Here is a 15,497-nt window from a genome sequence, read left to right as displayed (position 1 = left end):
CGCGCGGCGCGGCCCCGGGGCCTCCCGGGCCACCGGACCTGCCCGTACGGCCACGCCGTCCTGCCCCTGCGCTCCTGGTGCGGGCCGGGGGCCGCCGTGTAGTCAGGAAAGGTTCATATCGCGCGCGGGAAGAAACTCACTTGCGCGACCACGACCACGTCGGCCGCACCGGCACCGGAGCCGGCCGCGCCCCCGTCCGGGGACCGTCGGCGCGCCCCGAGGGCCCGCCGGGCAGCCCCCTCGACCTTCAGGCCCGGGCCGGCAACGCGGCCGTCGTGCAGATGCTCCGGGACGCCGGCCGGCTCAGCAAGCAGGAGCGGCACCAGCACGGCGCCGGGTGCGGTCACCAGCAGGCCGACGGCGCGGCGGTGCAGCGCGCGGCCGGGCCGCAGGCGCCGCGTTCAGCGGTGCACGACGTGCCGCGCTCCGGTGGGCGTCCGCTGGACGAGGCGACCCGTACGGACATGGAGGGCCGGCTGGGCGCGGACTTCTCCGACGTACGCATCCACAGCGACGGCGCCGCCAAGGCCTCCGCCGCCGAAGTGGGCGCCCGGGCCTACACCTCCGGCAGCCACGTCGTCATCGGTGACGGCGGCTCCGACAAGCACACGCACCTGACGTTCCCTGATGCCGCTTGACGCCTCCTGACATCTTTTGCCGCCGGCCCCGGCGCGGGCATGGCGGTTTGCGGCGGCAGCCGGTAAGGATGCGCCCATGACCGACGCCGCCGCACCGCCGCCGCGCCCCGCGTACCCGGGTCTGCCCGCGCCGCCGCCGCTCGGCGCGTGCGCGCTGCCGCCGGGCACGTACGAGGGCAGTGTCGTCCTGGTGACCGGGGGCGGGTCGGGGCTCGGCAGGGCGATGGCCGCCGAGTTCGCGCGGCTCGGCGCCGATCTCATGATCGTGGGCCGTTCGGCCGACCGGCTCAGGGCCGCCGAAGGCGAGCTGGCGGCGCTCGGCGGGCGCGTGGCCGGCGCGGTCTGCGACATCAGGGAGCCGGAGCGCGTGGCCGAGGTCTTCGACGCGGCGGAGCGCTCGCTCGGCCTCCCCTCGGTCCTGGTGAACAACGCGGCGGCCAACTTTCCTTCTCCGGCTGAGGACTTGACGCCGAATGCCTGGCGGGCGGTCCTCGACATCACACTGACCGGCACGTGGTTCATGTCCCGCGAGTTCGCCCGCCGCCACCTCGCGGCCGGCACCCCGGGCTCGGTGATCAACATCGGCGCCTCCTACGCCTGGACCGGCGGCCCGGGTCACGCACACTCGGCGGCGGCGAAGGCGGGCGTACGCAATCTCGTGGAGACGCTGGCCGTGGAGTGGGGCCCGTACGGCATTCAGGTCAACGGTCTCGTGCCGGGCCTGATGCCCCACCCCGACCTGCCGGAACCGGTCCGCGCCACCCTGGAGCGCGCCGACGAACGGGGCGAACTCTCCTCGCGCCAACCCGCGTTACGCGTCGGCCAGCCACGTGAGCTCGGCTGGGCGGCCACCTTCCTTGCCTCACCGTACGCCCGTTTCATCAGCGGCCACACCCTGGTGGTGGACGGGGCGAACTGGCAGCGGCGGGCTCTGGTGTCGCCGCCGGTGAGCAGCGTGCGGGAGCAGTTGGGGCGCGGGCCGTTCAGCACGTAGGCCTCCTGGCCCTCACATCCCCTCGAAGGACGGCGGGCGCTTGGCGGCCTTGGCCGCGTAACCCTCACGGGCGTCCCGCGAGGTGAGCGTGAGGGCGGCGGCCAGAGCCGTCCGGTCGAGGGCTTGGGCGAGGCCCGCGTCGGCGAAGGCGTCGATGTCGCGCTTGACGGCTCGGACGGCGAGGGGTGCGCGGCTCGCGATCCCGGCCGCCGCGTCCCGCGCCGTTCGCTCCAATTCACTGACGGGAACGACCTGTTGGAGCAGACCGATCCGTTCGGCCGTGGCGGCGTCGATCCGCCGGCCGGTGAGGGCGAGCAGCTTGGCCCAGCCCGCGCCCGCCTCGCGCGCGATCCGCAGATCCCCACCGGCGTCCACGGCCACCCCGATGCCGGTCTCCGGGAGCGCGAACACGGCGTCATCGGCGGCGAACCTGATGTCGGCCATCAGCGCCAGTTCGAAACCGAAGCCCAGACAGTAGCCCTGGACGGCGGCGACGACGGGCTGGGGCAATCCGGCGAACGCCGCGAACCGCTCATGGGCCCAGCGAACGCCTTCGTAGTACTGGTACGCGCGTTCGGCCGGGGAGCGTCCGGTGATGTCACCGCCGGGCTCCTTGACGTCGATGCCCGCGCAGAAGGCACGCCCCTCGGCGCGCAGCAGTACGGCTCTGATGGACTCGTCGAAGCGGACGCGGTCGGCGAGCAGGCCCAGTTGACGGGTCGACTCCCAGCTCCATCCGTTGAGCCGGTCGGGGCGGCACAGGGTGAGCACGGCGAGACCGGAGCCGGTGACGTCGAGCCGGATGCGTTCCTCTCCGTCGGCGACCCGCCGGTCCAGGGTGTCGATCATCACCCCTCCACTTGCCTATGCTGACCACCCGTCAGGTCTGTCGAGACTAAGGGACTCCCCCCGTGCGGCGCATCCCTGCGACGGTGACCCCGTCCGGGCCGGGTGAACGTCCGGCCCGGGGTTGGCCGAGCGCTCGCGATCCGTTGGGCGGGTGTTCACCGGTTTCCTCCGCCGCCCTCATCACGGGGCGCGAGACTCACTGGCAGGTCCACGTCACGAGTCTCAACCGACGGCTCTGGAAGGGGCGTTCATGACCGAGTTGACACGACGCAGACTCCTGGGATCGGCAGCCGGAGCACTCGGCGCAGCCGCGGCGCTCTCCCTGCTGCCACCCAGCATCCAAAAGGCGGTCGCCGCGGGTGCGCCGCGCCGGGGCTCACTGCGCGATGTCGAGCACGTCGTCATGCTGATGCAGGAGAACCGCTCCTTCGACCACTACTTCGGGACCCTCTCGGGGGTGCGCGGGTTCAGCGACCCCGACGCTCTGAAGCTTCCCGGCGGGCGGTCGGTGTTCTACCAGCCCGACGCGGTGAACCCCAAGGGCTACCTGCTGCCGTTCCACCTGGACACCCACAGCACGAGCGCCCAGGCCATCCCCTCCACCAGCCACGCCTGGGCCGTGCAGCACCAGGCGTGGAACGGCGGGAAGATGGACCAGTGGCTGCCCGCGCACCGCAAGGCCGACGGCGCCAACGGGCCCTATGTGATGGGCTATTACACGCGCGAAGACATCCCGTTCCAGTTCGCGCTCGCCGAGGCCTTCACCATCTGCGACAACTACTACAGCTCCGTCCTCGGCCCCACCTGGCCCAACCGGCTCTACTGGATGACCGGGAGCATCGACCCGGCCGGCACCGAGGGCGGTCCGGTGATCAGCAACTCCGCGCCCAGCCCCTACCGGTGGACGACGTACGCGGAGCGGTTGCAGGCCGCCGGGATCAGCTGGAAGGTCTACCAGCAGGACGACGACTACGGGTGCAATCTGCTGGAGCAGTTCCAGGCCTTCCGCGAGGCCAAGCCCGGGTCCCCGCTGTACGAGCGCGGGGTACGTCCGCAGCCCGTGGGCACCTTCGAGGACGATGCCCGGGCCGACCGGTTGCCCGCGGTGTCCTGGATCATGCCGACGAGTCACCAGTCCGAGCACCCGGACTATCTGCCGGCCGCCGGCGCGGACTTCGTGGCGCAGAAGATCGAGGCCATCGCCTCCAACCCGAAGGTCTGGGCGAAGACCGCGTTCATCCTCAACTACGACGAGAACGACGGCCTGTTCGACCATGTGGTCCCGCCGACCCCGAAGGCCGGCACCGCGGGCGAGTTCGTCGGCGGGCTGCCCATCGGTGGCGGATTCAGGGTGCCGGCCATCATCATCTCGCCGTGGACGGTGGGCGGCTGGGTGGCGAGCGAGGCGTTCGACCACACGTCAGCGCTGCGCTTCCTCGAGCAGTTCACGGGGGTCGAGGAGCCCAACATCACGGAGTGGCGCAGGCGTACGTTCGGTGACCTGACCTCGGCGTTCCGGTTCAGCACGGGTGCGCCTCGGGCGCCTCGGCTGCCTGACGACACGGCGGAGCAGCTGGCGGAGGCGAAGCGGGAGGTGGCTACGTTGCCGAAGCCGGTGTTGCCGGGGGCGGCGCAGTCCTTTCCCCGGCAGGAGCGGGGGCATCGTCCGCACGTATAGCCATCCGGCGGGGGGAAGGATGGCACACGCGGCCCACCCCCCTGGGGCTCCGCCCCAGACCCCGACCGCGCCTCAAGGGCGCTCGTCCTCAAACGCCGGACGGGCTGAGGTTGCCGGTGCGGGCCGGCGCCAACCCCGCCAAGGGGCGCGGGGAACTGCGCGCCCAGCCCAGCACGGCCCGCAGCCAGGGTCTCTGGGGCTCCGCCCCAGACCCCGTTCGGCCTGAACGGCCTCGTCCTCAAACTCCCCCAAGGCCTTAAAAGCCAGGGGGAACCCCCATGACGGGCTGGGTATGTCCATGCGGGCCAGCACGAGCCCTGCCAGGGGCGCGGGGAACTGCGCGAGAAGCGACCACGGCCCGCAGCCAGGCCCCCGGGGCTCCGCCCCAAACCCCGGACCGGCTGAGGTGGCCCGTGCGGGCCAGCACCAGGTGGCCAGGGGCGCGACCAGCCACGCACGGTCTCACGGGGTTGCCGTGGGGGACGGGGGCTGGGTTCGTCGGGGGAGGAGGGGCTTGCAGAGCGCGAAGGCCTGGGCCGTCTTCGGGTCCGTGGTGTTCAGGCCCCGAAGACCTCCCCCCGCCCCGCCCGGTGACGCCGACGGCAGAACCACCCCGTGGTCCCCCAGGCAACTGGTGAACGCCTTCATCGCGGTGCTGCCCGCACCCCCGCCCCGTCCCCCATTGAACTGCGGCCGCACACTCGCACAGGCCTGCGCCGCCTGGCGCTGGGCCGGGTCGGCGGACGCACCGCCTCCGAAGCCGCCGAAGCCGCCGCCTCCCCCGCCGGGCCGCCGGGCGGCGCCGCTGGGCCTGCCCGAGCCGTTGGGATGTCCGCTGCCGCTCGGCCGGGGCGCCATTGTGACGCCGTGCTGCGCAAGGCACTGCCGGTAGGCGTCCATGCCCTTGGCCGCCGATGCGGACGCCGACGCGGAGGGCTTGGCCTGCGTGGAGGAAGAGCTCGCCGATGACGAGCAGGCCGCGAGCAGCAGACCGCACGCCGCGAACGTCGCGGTGGAGACGGCGACCCGCACGGCGAGCGCGGTGCGCGCGGGGGCGGTGCGCGCGGGGGCGGGCCGGCGCTTGGTCCAGGTCATGTCCGGTGTCTCCTCGGTGCGTTGGGCGGACGACGGCCCGGCCCCGGTGGGCACGCCGTCGGCGACCCACGACTGAACCGCACCCGGGTGGGCGCCCCCGGTGGAAGAGCTGGGAGTTTCCTGGACGCCCGGTCCCCCGCGCGGCGCATGCAGCACGCGGGGCGATCCGTTACGTACCTCTTCTGCCGCGCCGCACCTTTTGCCGGGCCCCGGGGCTCCCAGGAAACTCCCAGAAAGCTCCCAGGGGTTCCAAAGTGCGGGCGGCCAGGATCCGGCGTCATGAAGGTGCTCCCACGACGGCGCAGAGCCGTCCTGATCAACTCGGTGCTCGGTGTGGCCGTCCTCGCGGGCGCCGGCGGCGCCTACGCGGCGGTGACCAGCCATGACGCCGCTCCCGCTCGCGGCGACGCGAAAAGCGTCACGGTCACCAAGGGCACGGTCCTCGCCACCGTGTCCGGCTCGGGGTCCCTCGCCTCGCCCAGCGACGCCGGGGTGAACTTCACCACCGGCGGCAAGCTCACCGAGGTCGACGTCAAACCGGGCGACAAGGTCACCGCGGGCCAGCTGCTCGGCAAGGTGGACGCCACCGCGGCCAGGGAGACCCTCGCGCAGGACGAGGCGTCCCTGACGGCGGCCCGGGCCAACCTCACCAAGGTCCAGGCGGGCCAGCCGAGTGCGAGCGCCGCCTCCGGTTCGGGCAGCGGTTCGTCCGCGCGCGGCACGGCCGGTGCCGCGCCCACTCCCGCCGCCTCCCCCACCGTCGACCCCGCGCAGCTCGCCCAGGCCGAGGCCCAGCTCACCCAGGCCCAGAACGCGGTGGACGCGGCGCAGCGCGCGGTGGACGGGACAAGGCTCACGGCTCCGGTCTCGGGGACCGTGGCCTCGGTGTCGGCGAAGAAGGGCGACACCGTCGCCGGAACCGGCGGCAACGCCGCCGGCGGCAGCGGCGGTTCGGGCGGCGGCTCCAACTCCGGCTCGGGCAGCGCCAGTTCGTCCTCGTCATCGGCCCTGTCCGGTTTCGTGGTGCTCACCAACCCCACGGGGATGCAGGTCACCGCCAACTTCTCCGAGGCCGACGCGCTCAAGCTGAAGCCGGGTCAGGCGGCCACCGTCACCCTCAACGCCGAGTCGGGCACGGTGCTCAACGCCAAGATCCTGTCGGTGAGTTCCCTTCCCGTCAGCGGCGGCTCCGGCTCCGGCGGGGGCGGCAACAGCGGCTCGGGAAGCGCCGTGCAGTACGCGGCCACTCTCACCATCACCAGCCCCACCACCGATCTGCGCACCGGGCTGAGCGCGAGCATCCAGGTCGTCACCGGCGAAGCCTCCGGCGCCCTGTCGGTACCGACGGCCGCCGTGAGCGGAACCGGCGCCAACCGCACGGTGACCGTGGTCAAGGCGGACGGCAGCACCGAGCGCACCGCCGTGACGGTGGGCCTTGAGGGCGACACATCGGACCAGATCCTGAGCGGTCTGAGCGAGGGCGAGAAGGTGCAGCTGGCAAGCGTGTCGGCGACGGGCAACGGCGGGTTCCCGAGCGGCGCCTTCCCCGGCGGCTTCGGCGGCGGTGGCGCGCGCACCCGTGGCGGCGGCGGAGCCGGTGGCGGCTCGCGCGCCGGCGGGGGCGGCGGCGGGGGTGGCCGCGGATGACGCCGCCCCTGTGGCCGCGCCGGAGCGCGGCGCTGCCCGAGCCCGCGTCGGACGACGGACCCTGGGACCCGGCGCCGGTCATCGAGGTGCGCTCGCTGATCAAGACGTACGGTCACGGCGACGCGGCCGTCCACGCGCTCAGCGGGCCGGCCGACCCGGTCAGCGGCCGGGCGCTCGGCCTCGAACTGGTCGTGGACCAGGGCGACTTCGTGGCCGTGATGGGCAGTTCGGGGTCGGGCAAGTCGACCCTGATGAACATTCTGGGGTGCCTGGACGTGCCGACGTCCGGGCGGTACCTCCTGGACGGCATCCACGTCGGCGGGCTCGACGAGCGCCAGCTCTCGTTGGTGCGCAACCGCAAGATCGGCTTCGTGTTCCAGTCGTTCAACCTGGTGCCGCGCACGCCCGCGCTCGCCCAGGTCGAGCTGCCGCTGGCGTACGCGGGAGTGAAGCCGGCCGAGCGGCGCCGTCGCGCCGAGGCCGCGCTCACTCTGGTCGGGCTCGCCGACCGCATGGACCACCGGCCCAATGAACTTTCCGGCGGTCAGCAGCAGCGGGTGGCCGTCGCCCGGGCCCTGGTCACCTCGCCCGCGATGCTGCTCGCGGACGAACCCACCGGAAACCTCGACAGCCACAGCACCGAGGAAGTGCTCGGCGTCGTGGACCGGCTGAACGCGGCGGGGCGCACCGTCGTCCTGATCACCCATGAGGACGAGGTGGCCCGGCACGCCAAGCGGGTCGTCCGCCTCGTCGACGGAAGGATCGTCGAAGACGTGCGACAGGCTCCCGCCGACGGGCCCCCGCCCGCCCTGCGCGAGGGCGGCCTCGTGGTCGGAGGCGGCCGGTGAACCCCTTCGAGACGCTGCGCTTCGCCTTCGGCGGGCTCGCGGCGAACAAGGTGCGCTCCGCCCTGACCATGCTGGGGGTGCTGATCGGCGTGGCCGCGGTCATCGTGCTCCTCGCGGTGGGCAACGGATCCTCGCAGGCTGTGAAGGACTCGATCGAGAAGCTGGGCACCAACGCGCTCACGGTGTCCTCGGGCGGCGGCTTCGGCGGTTCGCGCTCGGCCACCGTGACCAAGCCGCTGACCGTGGACGACGCCAGGGCCCTCGCCGATCCGGCGTCCGCGCCGCACATCGAGTCCGTCGCCCCGGAGACCACCACCTCCCAGACCGCCCTGTACGAGGGCACTTCGCACGCCGTCGGCCAGGTCGTCGGAACCTACCCGGCGTACTTCAAGGCCTCCAACAGCAAGGTGGCCAAGGGCGACTACTTCAGCTCCGACGACGTGCTGGGCTCGCGCAAGGTGGCCGTGATCGGCTCGACCACGGCGACCGACGTGTTCGGCACGGCCGACCCGGTCGGCAAGAAGATGACGCTGGGCGGCACCCCGTTCACGGTGGTCGGCGTGCTCGCCACCAAGGGCGGCACCGGGTTCCAGGACCCGGACGACGTGGTGGTGGCGCCGCTGCCGACCGTGCAGAACGCCTTCACGGGCTTCGGTTCGCTCGGCCAGATCCTCGTGGAGGCCAAGTCGGCCGACGCGACGACGGCGGCGCAGAACGAGATCACCACCGTCCTGATGGGCCGGCACGGCCTCAAGGACCCCTCGGCGCTGGACTTCCGGGTCAGCAGCCAGGCGTCCCTGCTCAGTACGCAGGCGGACACCAACAAGACGTTCACGGTGCTGCTCGGCGCGGTGGCGGCGATCTCGCTGCTGGTCGGCGGGATCGGCATCACCAACATCATGCTGGTGACGGTGACCGAGCGGACCCGCGAGATCGGCATCCGCAAGGCGATCGGCGCGCCGCGTGGCGTCATTCTCGGGCAGTTCCTTGCCGAGTCGACGCTGCTTTCGCTGATCGGTGGCGGCCTCGGGGTCGCGGCGGGTCTGATCGGCTCGCACTTCACCATCGTCGGCATCAAGCCGGTGATCATCCCCGAATCCGTCGTCGGCGCCTTCGCGATCGCCGTGGCGATCGGACTGTTCTTCGGCGGCTACCCGGCCAACCGTGCCGCGAGCCTGCGGCCCATCGAAGCGCTGCGTCACGAATGAACCCCATGTACGAGCAGGGAGAGGACATGTTCGGCAACGCCGATACTGTGCAGAGCGCCCGCCCCGCGGCGGCCGGCGGCCCGGAGGACATCCTCGCCGAACCACCGGACACCCGGGACATTTCCGCCGAGCTCAGCGCGCCGCCACGGCCGCGGTTGCCCTGGCTCACGCTGCTCCTGTCGGGCGGCCTGGTGGCGGGCGTCGCCTTCGCGGGCGGCGCCCTGGTGGAGAAGAGCCAGGACCAGGGCTCGTCCGCGACGCAGCGCACACCGGCCGCCTCCGGCCGCGCCGGCGCCACGGGAGCCGGCCAGCGCCCCGCCTTCGGCTCCGGGCAGGGCGCAGCGAGCGGCCAGCGCCAGGGCGGCGGCGCGGGGGCGGGCGCGGCGGGCGGTCTGACCATCGGTACGGTGAAGCTCGTCGACGGCAGCACCATCTACGTCACCGACACCCAGGGCAACGTCGTCAAGGTCACCACCGCCGGCAGCACCCAGGTCACCGAGGCCAAGAGCGGCAAGGTGTCCGATCTCCAGCCCGGCCAGACGGTCACCGTACGCGGCGACCAGAACGCCTCGGGAGACGTCGCTGCGACGACCGTCACCCAGGGCGGGGCGGGTGGTTTCGGCGGCGGCCGGGGCTGACCGCGCCCAGGCCCACACCGCCACGAGGAGGAAACCGATGGCCCTGACGGACGCAGCCGCACCCGAGGCGAGCCTGCTGGTCGTCGACGACGAGCCCAACATCAGGGAACTGCTCTCGGCCTCGCTGCGCTTCGTCGGCTTCCGGGTCGTCTCGGCGGCGACCGGGGCCGACGCGCTGGCCGCCGTCGCCAAGGAGCGCCCCGATCTGGTGGTGCTCGATGTGATGCTGCCCGACATGACCGGGTTCGCGGTGGTGCGCAGGCTGCGCGAGGAGGCCGGTGGCGGGACGGGCCCCGACCACCTTCCGGTGCTCTTCCTCACCGCCAAGGACGGCGTCGACGACAAGATCAGCGGTCTGACGGCGGGCGGCGACGACTACGTCACCAAGCCGTTCAGCCTGGAGGAACTGATCGCCCGGATCCGCGCGATCCTGCGCCGCACCGGCGGCCCGAGCGGCGAGGGCCGGCTGGTGGCGGGCGATCTCGAACTCGACCCGGTGGGCCACCAGGTGCTGCGCGCCGGGCGGCCGGTCTCGCTCTCGCCGACCGAGTTCAAGCTGCTCGCCTATCTGATGACCAACGTCGACCGGGTCGTGTCCAAGCCGCAGATCCTCGACCATGTGTGGGCGTACGACTTCGGGGGCGACCTCAGCATCGTCGAGTCCTACATCTCCTATGTGCGCCGCAAGGTCGACTCCGGGGCGGACGGCGCGCCCAAACTCATCCACACCGTGCGCGGCATCGGCTATGTGCTGCGCCGCCCGCAGGTCTGAGGGGCCCGCCCGATGCCGAGGTATCCGCGGGCGTGGCTCAGGCACCTGCCGCGCCGTTTCTCCGCGCTGTCCCTGCGCTCCCGGCTCGTGCTGCTCGCCATGGCGCTGGTGGCGCTCGGCCTGACGGTGAGCGACACCGTGGTGCTCAGTTCGGTACGTGCCCAGTTGGTCCAGCGGGTGGACCAGCAGTTGGACCGGTTCGGCGACTCCGTCGCGCACCGGGTCGGCGTCGAGGGCACCCCCACACCCAGGCCCGGCCGTACGGGGGGCGGCCGGGCCTGGCTCCCCAGCCAGTACGTGATCGCCTTCGCCGCCGACGACGGGAAGGTGACCGAGCAGTTCCGTCAGCCCGTCGCGGCGGGCGATCCCCGGCCGCTGTGGCCGTCGATGGACGCGCGGGCACTGCGGGCGCGCCTGGGCAGACCGTTCGAGGTGCCAAGTGATCACGGCGGCGGCAGCTGGCGGGTGCTGATCGTGCCGGTGGACAGCGGAGATCAGGCGCTGCCCGCCGGTGTGGTGGTGGCCGCGCCACTGGAGGAGGTCTCCTCCACGGTCGACCACCTGGCCACCGCCTTCCAGCTCATCGGTGTCGTCGTGGCGCTGCTGCTGGGGGTCGCCGGCTGGTTCGCGGTCCGGGCCGGGCTGCGCCCGCTGCGCCGCATCGAGGCGACCGCGGTGGAGATCGCCGCGGGCCGCCCGCTGTCGCACCGTATGCCGGACGCCTCACCGAGCACGGAGGCCGGCCGGCTCACCAGCGCGCTCAACGGGATGCTCGCGCAGCTCGAATCGGCGTTCGCGGCGCGCGCCGAGTCGGAGGAGCAGATGCGGCGCTTCGTGGCGGACGCCAGCCACGAGCTGCGTACCCCGCTCGCCGGCATCCGGGGCTTCGCCGAGCTGTACCGGATGGGCGCGCTCGCCGACGAGGCCGACGTCAAGCGCACCATGGCCCGGATCGAGAGCGAGGCGGTGCGCCTGGGCGGTCTGGTGGAGGATCTGCTGACCCTGGTCCGCATGGACGCGCAGCGTCCGCTTCAGCTGGCCCCGATGGATCTGCGCACCCTCGCGGTGGACGCCCTGCACGACACCGGGGCCCTCGACCCGGCGCGCGAGGTGACGCTGACCGGGCCCGGTGGCGAAGGGACGCCAGGTCCCGCGCCCGTACTCGGCGACGAGGCGCGGCTGCGGCAGGTGGTCGCCAACCTCGTCGGCAACGCGGTCGCCCACACGCCATCGGGCTCTCCCGTACGCATCGGGGTGGGCACCCACGACGGCCACGGCGTCATCGAAGTCTCCGACGCGGGTCCGGGGCTCACCCACGAGCAGGCGGCCCGGGTCTTCGAGCGGTTCTACCGCGTGGACGCCTCCCGCAGCCGCCAGACCGGTGGCGGCGCGGGGCTCGGCCTCGCCATCGCGTCGGCGCTCGTGCAGGCCCACGGGGGCCGCGTGGAGCTGACGACCGCTCCGGGCCGGGGCGCGGTGTTCCGGGTGCTGCTGCCCGGCGCCGCCTGAGCGGGGCCGCCCCACTCCCCCGGACCGGCCCGAGTGCGGCCGGGGCCAAGGGCTCCTAGCGTGGGTCCATGATCCGGTTCGAGCAGGTCAGCAAGGTGTACCCGGACGGCACCCGGGCCGTCGACGACCTGTCCTTCGAGGTCGCCGAGGGCGAACTGGTCACGCTCGTCGGACCGTCCGGATGCGGCAAGACGACCACCATGATGATGGTGAACCGCCTCATCGAGCCGACGTCGGGGCGCATCCTGGTCGACGGGGAGGACATCGCCACCCTGGACCCGGTCAAGCTGCGCCGCCGCATCGGTTACGTCATCCAGCAGGTCGGGCTCTTCCCGCACCGTACCGTCCTCGACAACACCGCGACCGTCCCGGCGCTGGTGGGGTGGAAACGGGGCAGGGCCAGGACGCGGGCGGCGGAACTGCTCGATCTCGTCGGACTCGACCCCGCGACCTACGGGCCGCGTTACCCCGCTCAGCTTTCCGGCGGTCAGCGCCAACGCGTGGGCGTGGCCCGGGCGTTGGCGGCGGATCCGCCGGTACTGCTGATGGATGAGCCGTTCGGCGCGGTCGACCCCGTCGTGCGTGAGCGGCTGCAGAACGAATTCCTCGGCCTTCAGGCGACGGTGCGCAAGACGGTCCTGCTCGTCACGCACGACATCGAGGAGGCGGTCCGGATGGGCGACCGGATGGCGGTGTACGGGTCGGGGCGCATCGAGCAGTTCGACACCCCGGCCTCGGTCCTCGGCGCGCCCGCCACCTCCTACGTGGCGCAATTCGTGGGCGCGGACCGGGGGTTGAAGCGGCTTTCGGTGACGACCGTCGAGCCGGACGATGTGGAGCAGCCGCCGGTCGTACGCCTCGACGAGCCCGCCGGGGCCGCATCGGCCCGGCTGCGGGCCGAGGGCGCGCGCTGGGCGGTGGTGCTCAACGAGGAGGGCGACCTGCACGGGTGGGTCGGCACGGAGGAGCTTTCGTCGGCCGGACCGGGCGCGGTCGCGGATCTGGCCCGGCGCATGGAGGCGTGGGTGCCGGTCGGCGCCCCGCTCAAGCAGGCGTTCAGCGAGATGTTGCAGTACGACGCGGGCTGGGTCGCGGTACTGGACGGCGCGCGCTTCGTCGGCGTCCTGACCCCGGCGAAGCTGCACGAGGCGCTGCGGCGGTCGGTGGACGCGGATGCGTTGGGGGTGGAGCGGGCGGAGGTCGATTTCGACTCCGTCGCGGACGCGTGAGGGGGGTTCCAGGGGCTCCGCCCCAAACCCGGGCGGGCCCCGGAGCGCCAATCACCCCCCTCGGATCAACCCCTTGGACTTCAGGTACGTCCTCGCCACGTCCTGCGGCAGCCGGCGCCAGCTGTCGACCTGTTCGTTCAGCCGGGCGAGGTCCGCGGTCGTGAGCACGGTGTTGAGTCTGCCCAGCGCGTCCGTCACGCCCTTGCCGCCCGCCCGCGAGCGATTGACCACCGGCACGATGCAGTCCGCGTTCTGAAGGTGTTTGTCGTCGGCGAGCAGCACCAGGCCGAAGGCGTCGAGCGTGGCGTCCGTCGTGGTGGTGAGGACCATCTGGTCCTGACCGCTCTGCACGGCCTGCTTGGCCTGGGTGGTCCCGACCCCCTTGGGGTCGACCGCCGTGACGTCGATGCCGTACGTCTTCTTCAACCCGGGCTCGCAGTACGGGCGTTGCACGCACTCGTCCCCGGCCGCGAGCCGCACCGGAAGCTTCGCGGCGCCGAGGTCGCTCAGTGTCCTGAGCCCGTGCCGGCGCGCGTAGGTCCGCGCCACCGCGAAGGCGTTCTGGTCGACGGCCCTGCCCGGGTCGAGGACGGTCAGACCGCGCGGCGCGGCGAGGGCGCGCAGGGCCGCCATGGTGCGGCCGAGGTCGGGTGAACCCACGGGCTCGGCGTCGGCGCCGTGGGCCTTGGCGTTCAGCCAGTCGGCGAAGGTCGCCGCGTACTCGGCCACCACGTCGATCTGGCCGCTCTCCAGGGCGGGTTCGTAGATCTCCCGGTTGGTGACCGAGAGGATCTTCGTGTGGTAGCCGGCCTGGTCAAGGAGCAGCGCGTACATCTGCGCCAGGAGGTCGCTCTCGGTGAATCCGGCCGAGCCGATCGTCAGATGCCTGCTGTCGCCGGGCGGCGCGGTCACCGAGCCCTGCTGCTCCAGGCTCGGGCCGCCCGCGCAGGCCGTGACCGCGATCAGGGCGAGGACGGCGGGAAGCAGGCGCGGCCTCATCCTGTCCCGCCTCTGGCCCAGTGCGGGGCGAGGCGCTGGACGGCTTCGAAGATCCCCTCGACGACGAGCGCGAACACCGCCACGAGGAGGGCGCCCGCGACCACTTGCGGCGTGGAGGCCAGGTTGAACCCGGCGGTGATGATCCGTCCGAGACCGCCACCGCCCGCGAGGGCCGCGAGCGTGGCGGTCGCGACGAGCTGGACGGCGGCGACGCGTACGCCGGTGAGGATCAGTGGCAGCGCGAGCGGCAGCTCGACGCGGAGCAGGAGCTGGCGCCCGGTCATGCCCATGCCCCGGGCCGCCCGCACCACGTCGCGGTCGACCTCGCGCATGCCGACGTAGGCGTTGGTGAGCAGGGGCGGTACGGCGAAGAGGATCAGGGCGATGATGGTCGGCCACTCGCCGTGCCGGCCCAGCGGGGTGAGCAGGAGCAGGACGAGGACGGCGAAGGTGGGCACGGCGCGCCCCACGTTGGAGACGTTGACGGCGAGCGTGCCGCCCTTGCCCAGATGGCCGAGGACCAGCGCCACCGGCAGCGCGATGAGACAGCTCAGGACGAGGCACAGCGCGGTGAGCCAGAGGTGTTCGCCGAGCCGGTGCCAGATGCCGTTCTCCCCCGACCAGTGGGCGGCCGAGGTGAGCCAGGACCAGGCGTCGGCGAGCGTCGTCATGACGGCGCCGCCCGCGTCCAGGGGGTCAGCAGCCGCTGGACGGCGAGCAGCGCGAGGTCGGCGGCGACGGCGATCAGCACGCACAGGACCGACGCGGTGAGCACCTGCGCCTTGAAGTAGGTGTTCATGCCGGCGTAGATCAGATTGCCGAGCCCCCCGTAGCCGACGATGGCGCCCACCGTCACCAGGGACACCGCCGAGACGGTGGCGATGCGCAGCCCCGCCATGGCGGCGGGCAGGGCGAGCGGCAGCTCCACGGCCAGGAGCAGCCGTACCGGTCCGTAGCCCATGCCCCGGGCCGCCTGCCGGGTGTCCTCGGGCACGGCGCGCAGGCCGGCCAGGATGTTGCGTACGAGCAGCGTCAAGGAGTACAGGACCAGGCCCGCGACGACGATCGAGGCGGAGAGTCCGTACACGGGGAGCAGCAGCGAGAACATGGCGAGGGAAGGGATGGTGTACAGCACGGTCGTCACCCCGAGGACGGGGCCCGAGGCCCAGCGCCAGCGGCGGGCGGCGATGGCCAGGGGCACCGCGATGATCAGGCCGAACAGCACGGAGAGCGCCGTGAGCTGGAGGTGCTGGAGCACCGCGTCCCACAGGATGTGGCGGCGGCTCGACAGGTAGGCGCCGCAGATCCAGTCGTTGTGCGCGAGGCAGTCGTCGGGAGGCGCGGTCACCCGTCCATTGCAGCCGGGACCCGGCCCGGCCGCCCGTCCTGGTGC

15 protein-coding genes are annotated in these 15,497 nt (G+C 72.8%); 10 read left to right on the top strand and 5 right to left on the bottom strand.

Going from position 1 to position 15,497, the window contains the following annotated elements:
- Nucleotides 1–140: 140 nt before the first annotated feature.
- Both ABR738_RS35400 and ABR738_RS35395 read left to right on the top strand, forming a co-directional pair.
- Entirely contained in the window at nucleotides 141–638 is a 498-nt protein-coding gene (locus tag ABR738_RS35400) for an eCIS core domain-containing protein (RefSeq protein ID WP_502964197.1), read from the top strand.
- 76 nt (nucleotides 639–714) lie between these two features.
- Nucleotides 715–1,632, top strand: coding sequence for an SDR family oxidoreductase (locus ABR738_RS35395; protein WP_350234061.1), 918 nt, complete (start codon nucleotides 715–717; stop codon nucleotides 1,630–1,632).
- 12 nt (nucleotides 1,633–1,644) lie between these two features.
- On the opposite strand, the gene ABR738_RS35390 is transcribed toward ABR738_RS35395, so the two are convergent.
- The gene (locus ABR738_RS35390) at nucleotides 1,645–2,481 is read right to left on the bottom strand and encodes an enoyl-CoA hydratase/isomerase family protein (RefSeq protein WP_350234060.1); all 837 of its coding nucleotides are present in this window, start codon (nucleotides 2,479–2,481) and stop codon (nucleotides 1,645–1,647) included.
- Nucleotides 2,482–2,731: 250 nt separating this feature from the next.
- Here ABR738_RS35390 and ABR738_RS35385 point away from each other — a divergent pair, with 250 nt between their 5' ends.
- Entirely contained in the window at nucleotides 2,732–4,159 is a 1,428-nt protein-coding gene (locus tag ABR738_RS35385) for an alkaline phosphatase family protein (RefSeq protein WP_350234059.1), read from the top strand.
- A 462-nt stretch (nucleotides 4,160–4,621) separates the two neighbouring features.
- Here the strand turns inward: ABR738_RS35385 and ABR738_RS35380 are convergent, their stop codons facing one another.
- Complete coding sequence (locus ABR738_RS35380; RefSeq protein ID WP_350234058.1) at nucleotides 4,622–5,254, bottom strand: hypothetical protein; 633 nt, start codon at nucleotides 5,252–5,254, stop codon at nucleotides 4,622–4,624.
- 279 nt (nucleotides 5,255–5,533) lie between these two features.
- Here ABR738_RS35380 and ABR738_RS35375 point away from each other — a divergent pair, with 279 nt between their 5' ends.
- From ABR738_RS35375 to ABR738_RS35345, 7 genes are all read left to right on the top strand, one after another.
- Nucleotides 5,534–6,901 (top strand): efflux RND transporter periplasmic adaptor subunit, encoded by a 1,368-nt coding sequence (locus ABR738_RS35375; protein WP_350234057.1) that lies wholly within the window; start codon nucleotides 5,534–5,536, stop codon nucleotides 6,899–6,901.
- Nucleotides 6,898–7,749, top strand: coding sequence for an ABC transporter ATP-binding protein (locus ABR738_RS35370; RefSeq protein ID WP_350234056.1), 852 nt, complete (start codon nucleotides 6,898–6,900; stop codon nucleotides 7,747–7,749). The genes ABR738_RS35375 and ABR738_RS35370 overlap by 4 nt, the downstream gene beginning before the upstream one ends.
- Nucleotides 7,746–8,957, top strand: coding sequence for an ABC transporter permease (locus tag ABR738_RS35365; RefSeq protein WP_350234055.1), 1,212 nt, complete (start codon nucleotides 7,746–7,748; stop codon nucleotides 8,955–8,957). The genes ABR738_RS35370 and ABR738_RS35365 overlap by 4 nt, the downstream gene beginning before the upstream one ends.
- A 5-nt stretch (nucleotides 8,958–8,962) precedes the next feature.
- Nucleotides 8,963–9,595, top strand: coding sequence for a hypothetical protein (locus tag ABR738_RS35360; protein WP_350234053.1), 633 nt, complete (start codon nucleotides 8,963–8,965; stop codon nucleotides 9,593–9,595).
- A 37-nt stretch (nucleotides 9,596–9,632) separates the two neighbouring features.
- The gene (locus ABR738_RS35355) at nucleotides 9,633–10,367 is read left to right on the top strand and encodes a response regulator transcription factor (protein ID WP_350234052.1); all 735 of its coding nucleotides are present in this window, start codon (nucleotides 9,633–9,635) and stop codon (nucleotides 10,365–10,367) included.
- A 12-nt stretch (nucleotides 10,368–10,379) separates the two neighbouring features.
- Nucleotides 10,380–11,876, top strand: coding sequence for a sensor histidine kinase (locus ABR738_RS35350; RefSeq protein WP_350234051.1), 1,497 nt, complete (start codon nucleotides 10,380–10,382; stop codon nucleotides 11,874–11,876).
- A gap of 68 nt (nucleotides 11,877–11,944) precedes the next feature.
- Nucleotides 11,945–13,105 (top strand): betaine/proline/choline family ABC transporter ATP-binding protein, encoded by a 1,161-nt coding sequence (locus ABR738_RS35345; RefSeq protein ID WP_350234050.1) that lies wholly within the window; start codon nucleotides 11,945–11,947, stop codon nucleotides 13,103–13,105.
- A gap of 51 nt (nucleotides 13,106–13,156) precedes the next feature.
- Here ABR738_RS35345 and ABR738_RS35340 read toward each other — a convergent pair whose 3' ends face one another.
- From ABR738_RS35340 to ABR738_RS35330, 3 genes are read right to left on the bottom strand one after another with little or no spacing between them, the layout of a single operon-like run.
- Complete coding sequence (locus ABR738_RS35340; RefSeq protein WP_350234048.1) at nucleotides 13,157–14,104, bottom strand: ABC transporter substrate-binding protein; 948 nt, start codon at nucleotides 14,102–14,104, stop codon at nucleotides 13,157–13,159.
- Nucleotides 14,101–14,775: an ABC transporter permease gene (locus ABR738_RS35335; protein ID WP_350234047.1), complete on the bottom strand. Its 675-nt coding sequence runs from the start codon at nucleotides 14,773–14,775 to the stop codon at nucleotides 14,101–14,103. Before ABR738_RS35335 ends, ABR738_RS35340 begins: the two co-directional genes overlap by 4 nt.
- Nucleotides 14,772–15,452 carry an ABC transporter permease gene (locus ABR738_RS35330; protein ID WP_350234046.1) on the bottom strand — a complete coding sequence of 227 codons (681 nt, stop codon included), beginning with the start codon at nucleotides 15,450–15,452 and terminating at the stop codon, nucleotides 14,772–14,774. Before ABR738_RS35330 ends, ABR738_RS35335 begins: the two co-directional genes overlap by 4 nt.
- Nucleotides 15,453–15,497: the final 45 nt, after the last annotated feature.

The organism is Streptomyces sp. Edi4 (genome assembly GCF_040253615.1).
GTDB lineage: Bacteria > Actinomycetota > Actinomycetes > Streptomycetales > Streptomycetaceae > Streptomyces.
This window is presented reverse-complemented; position numbering and strand designations above follow the sequence as displayed.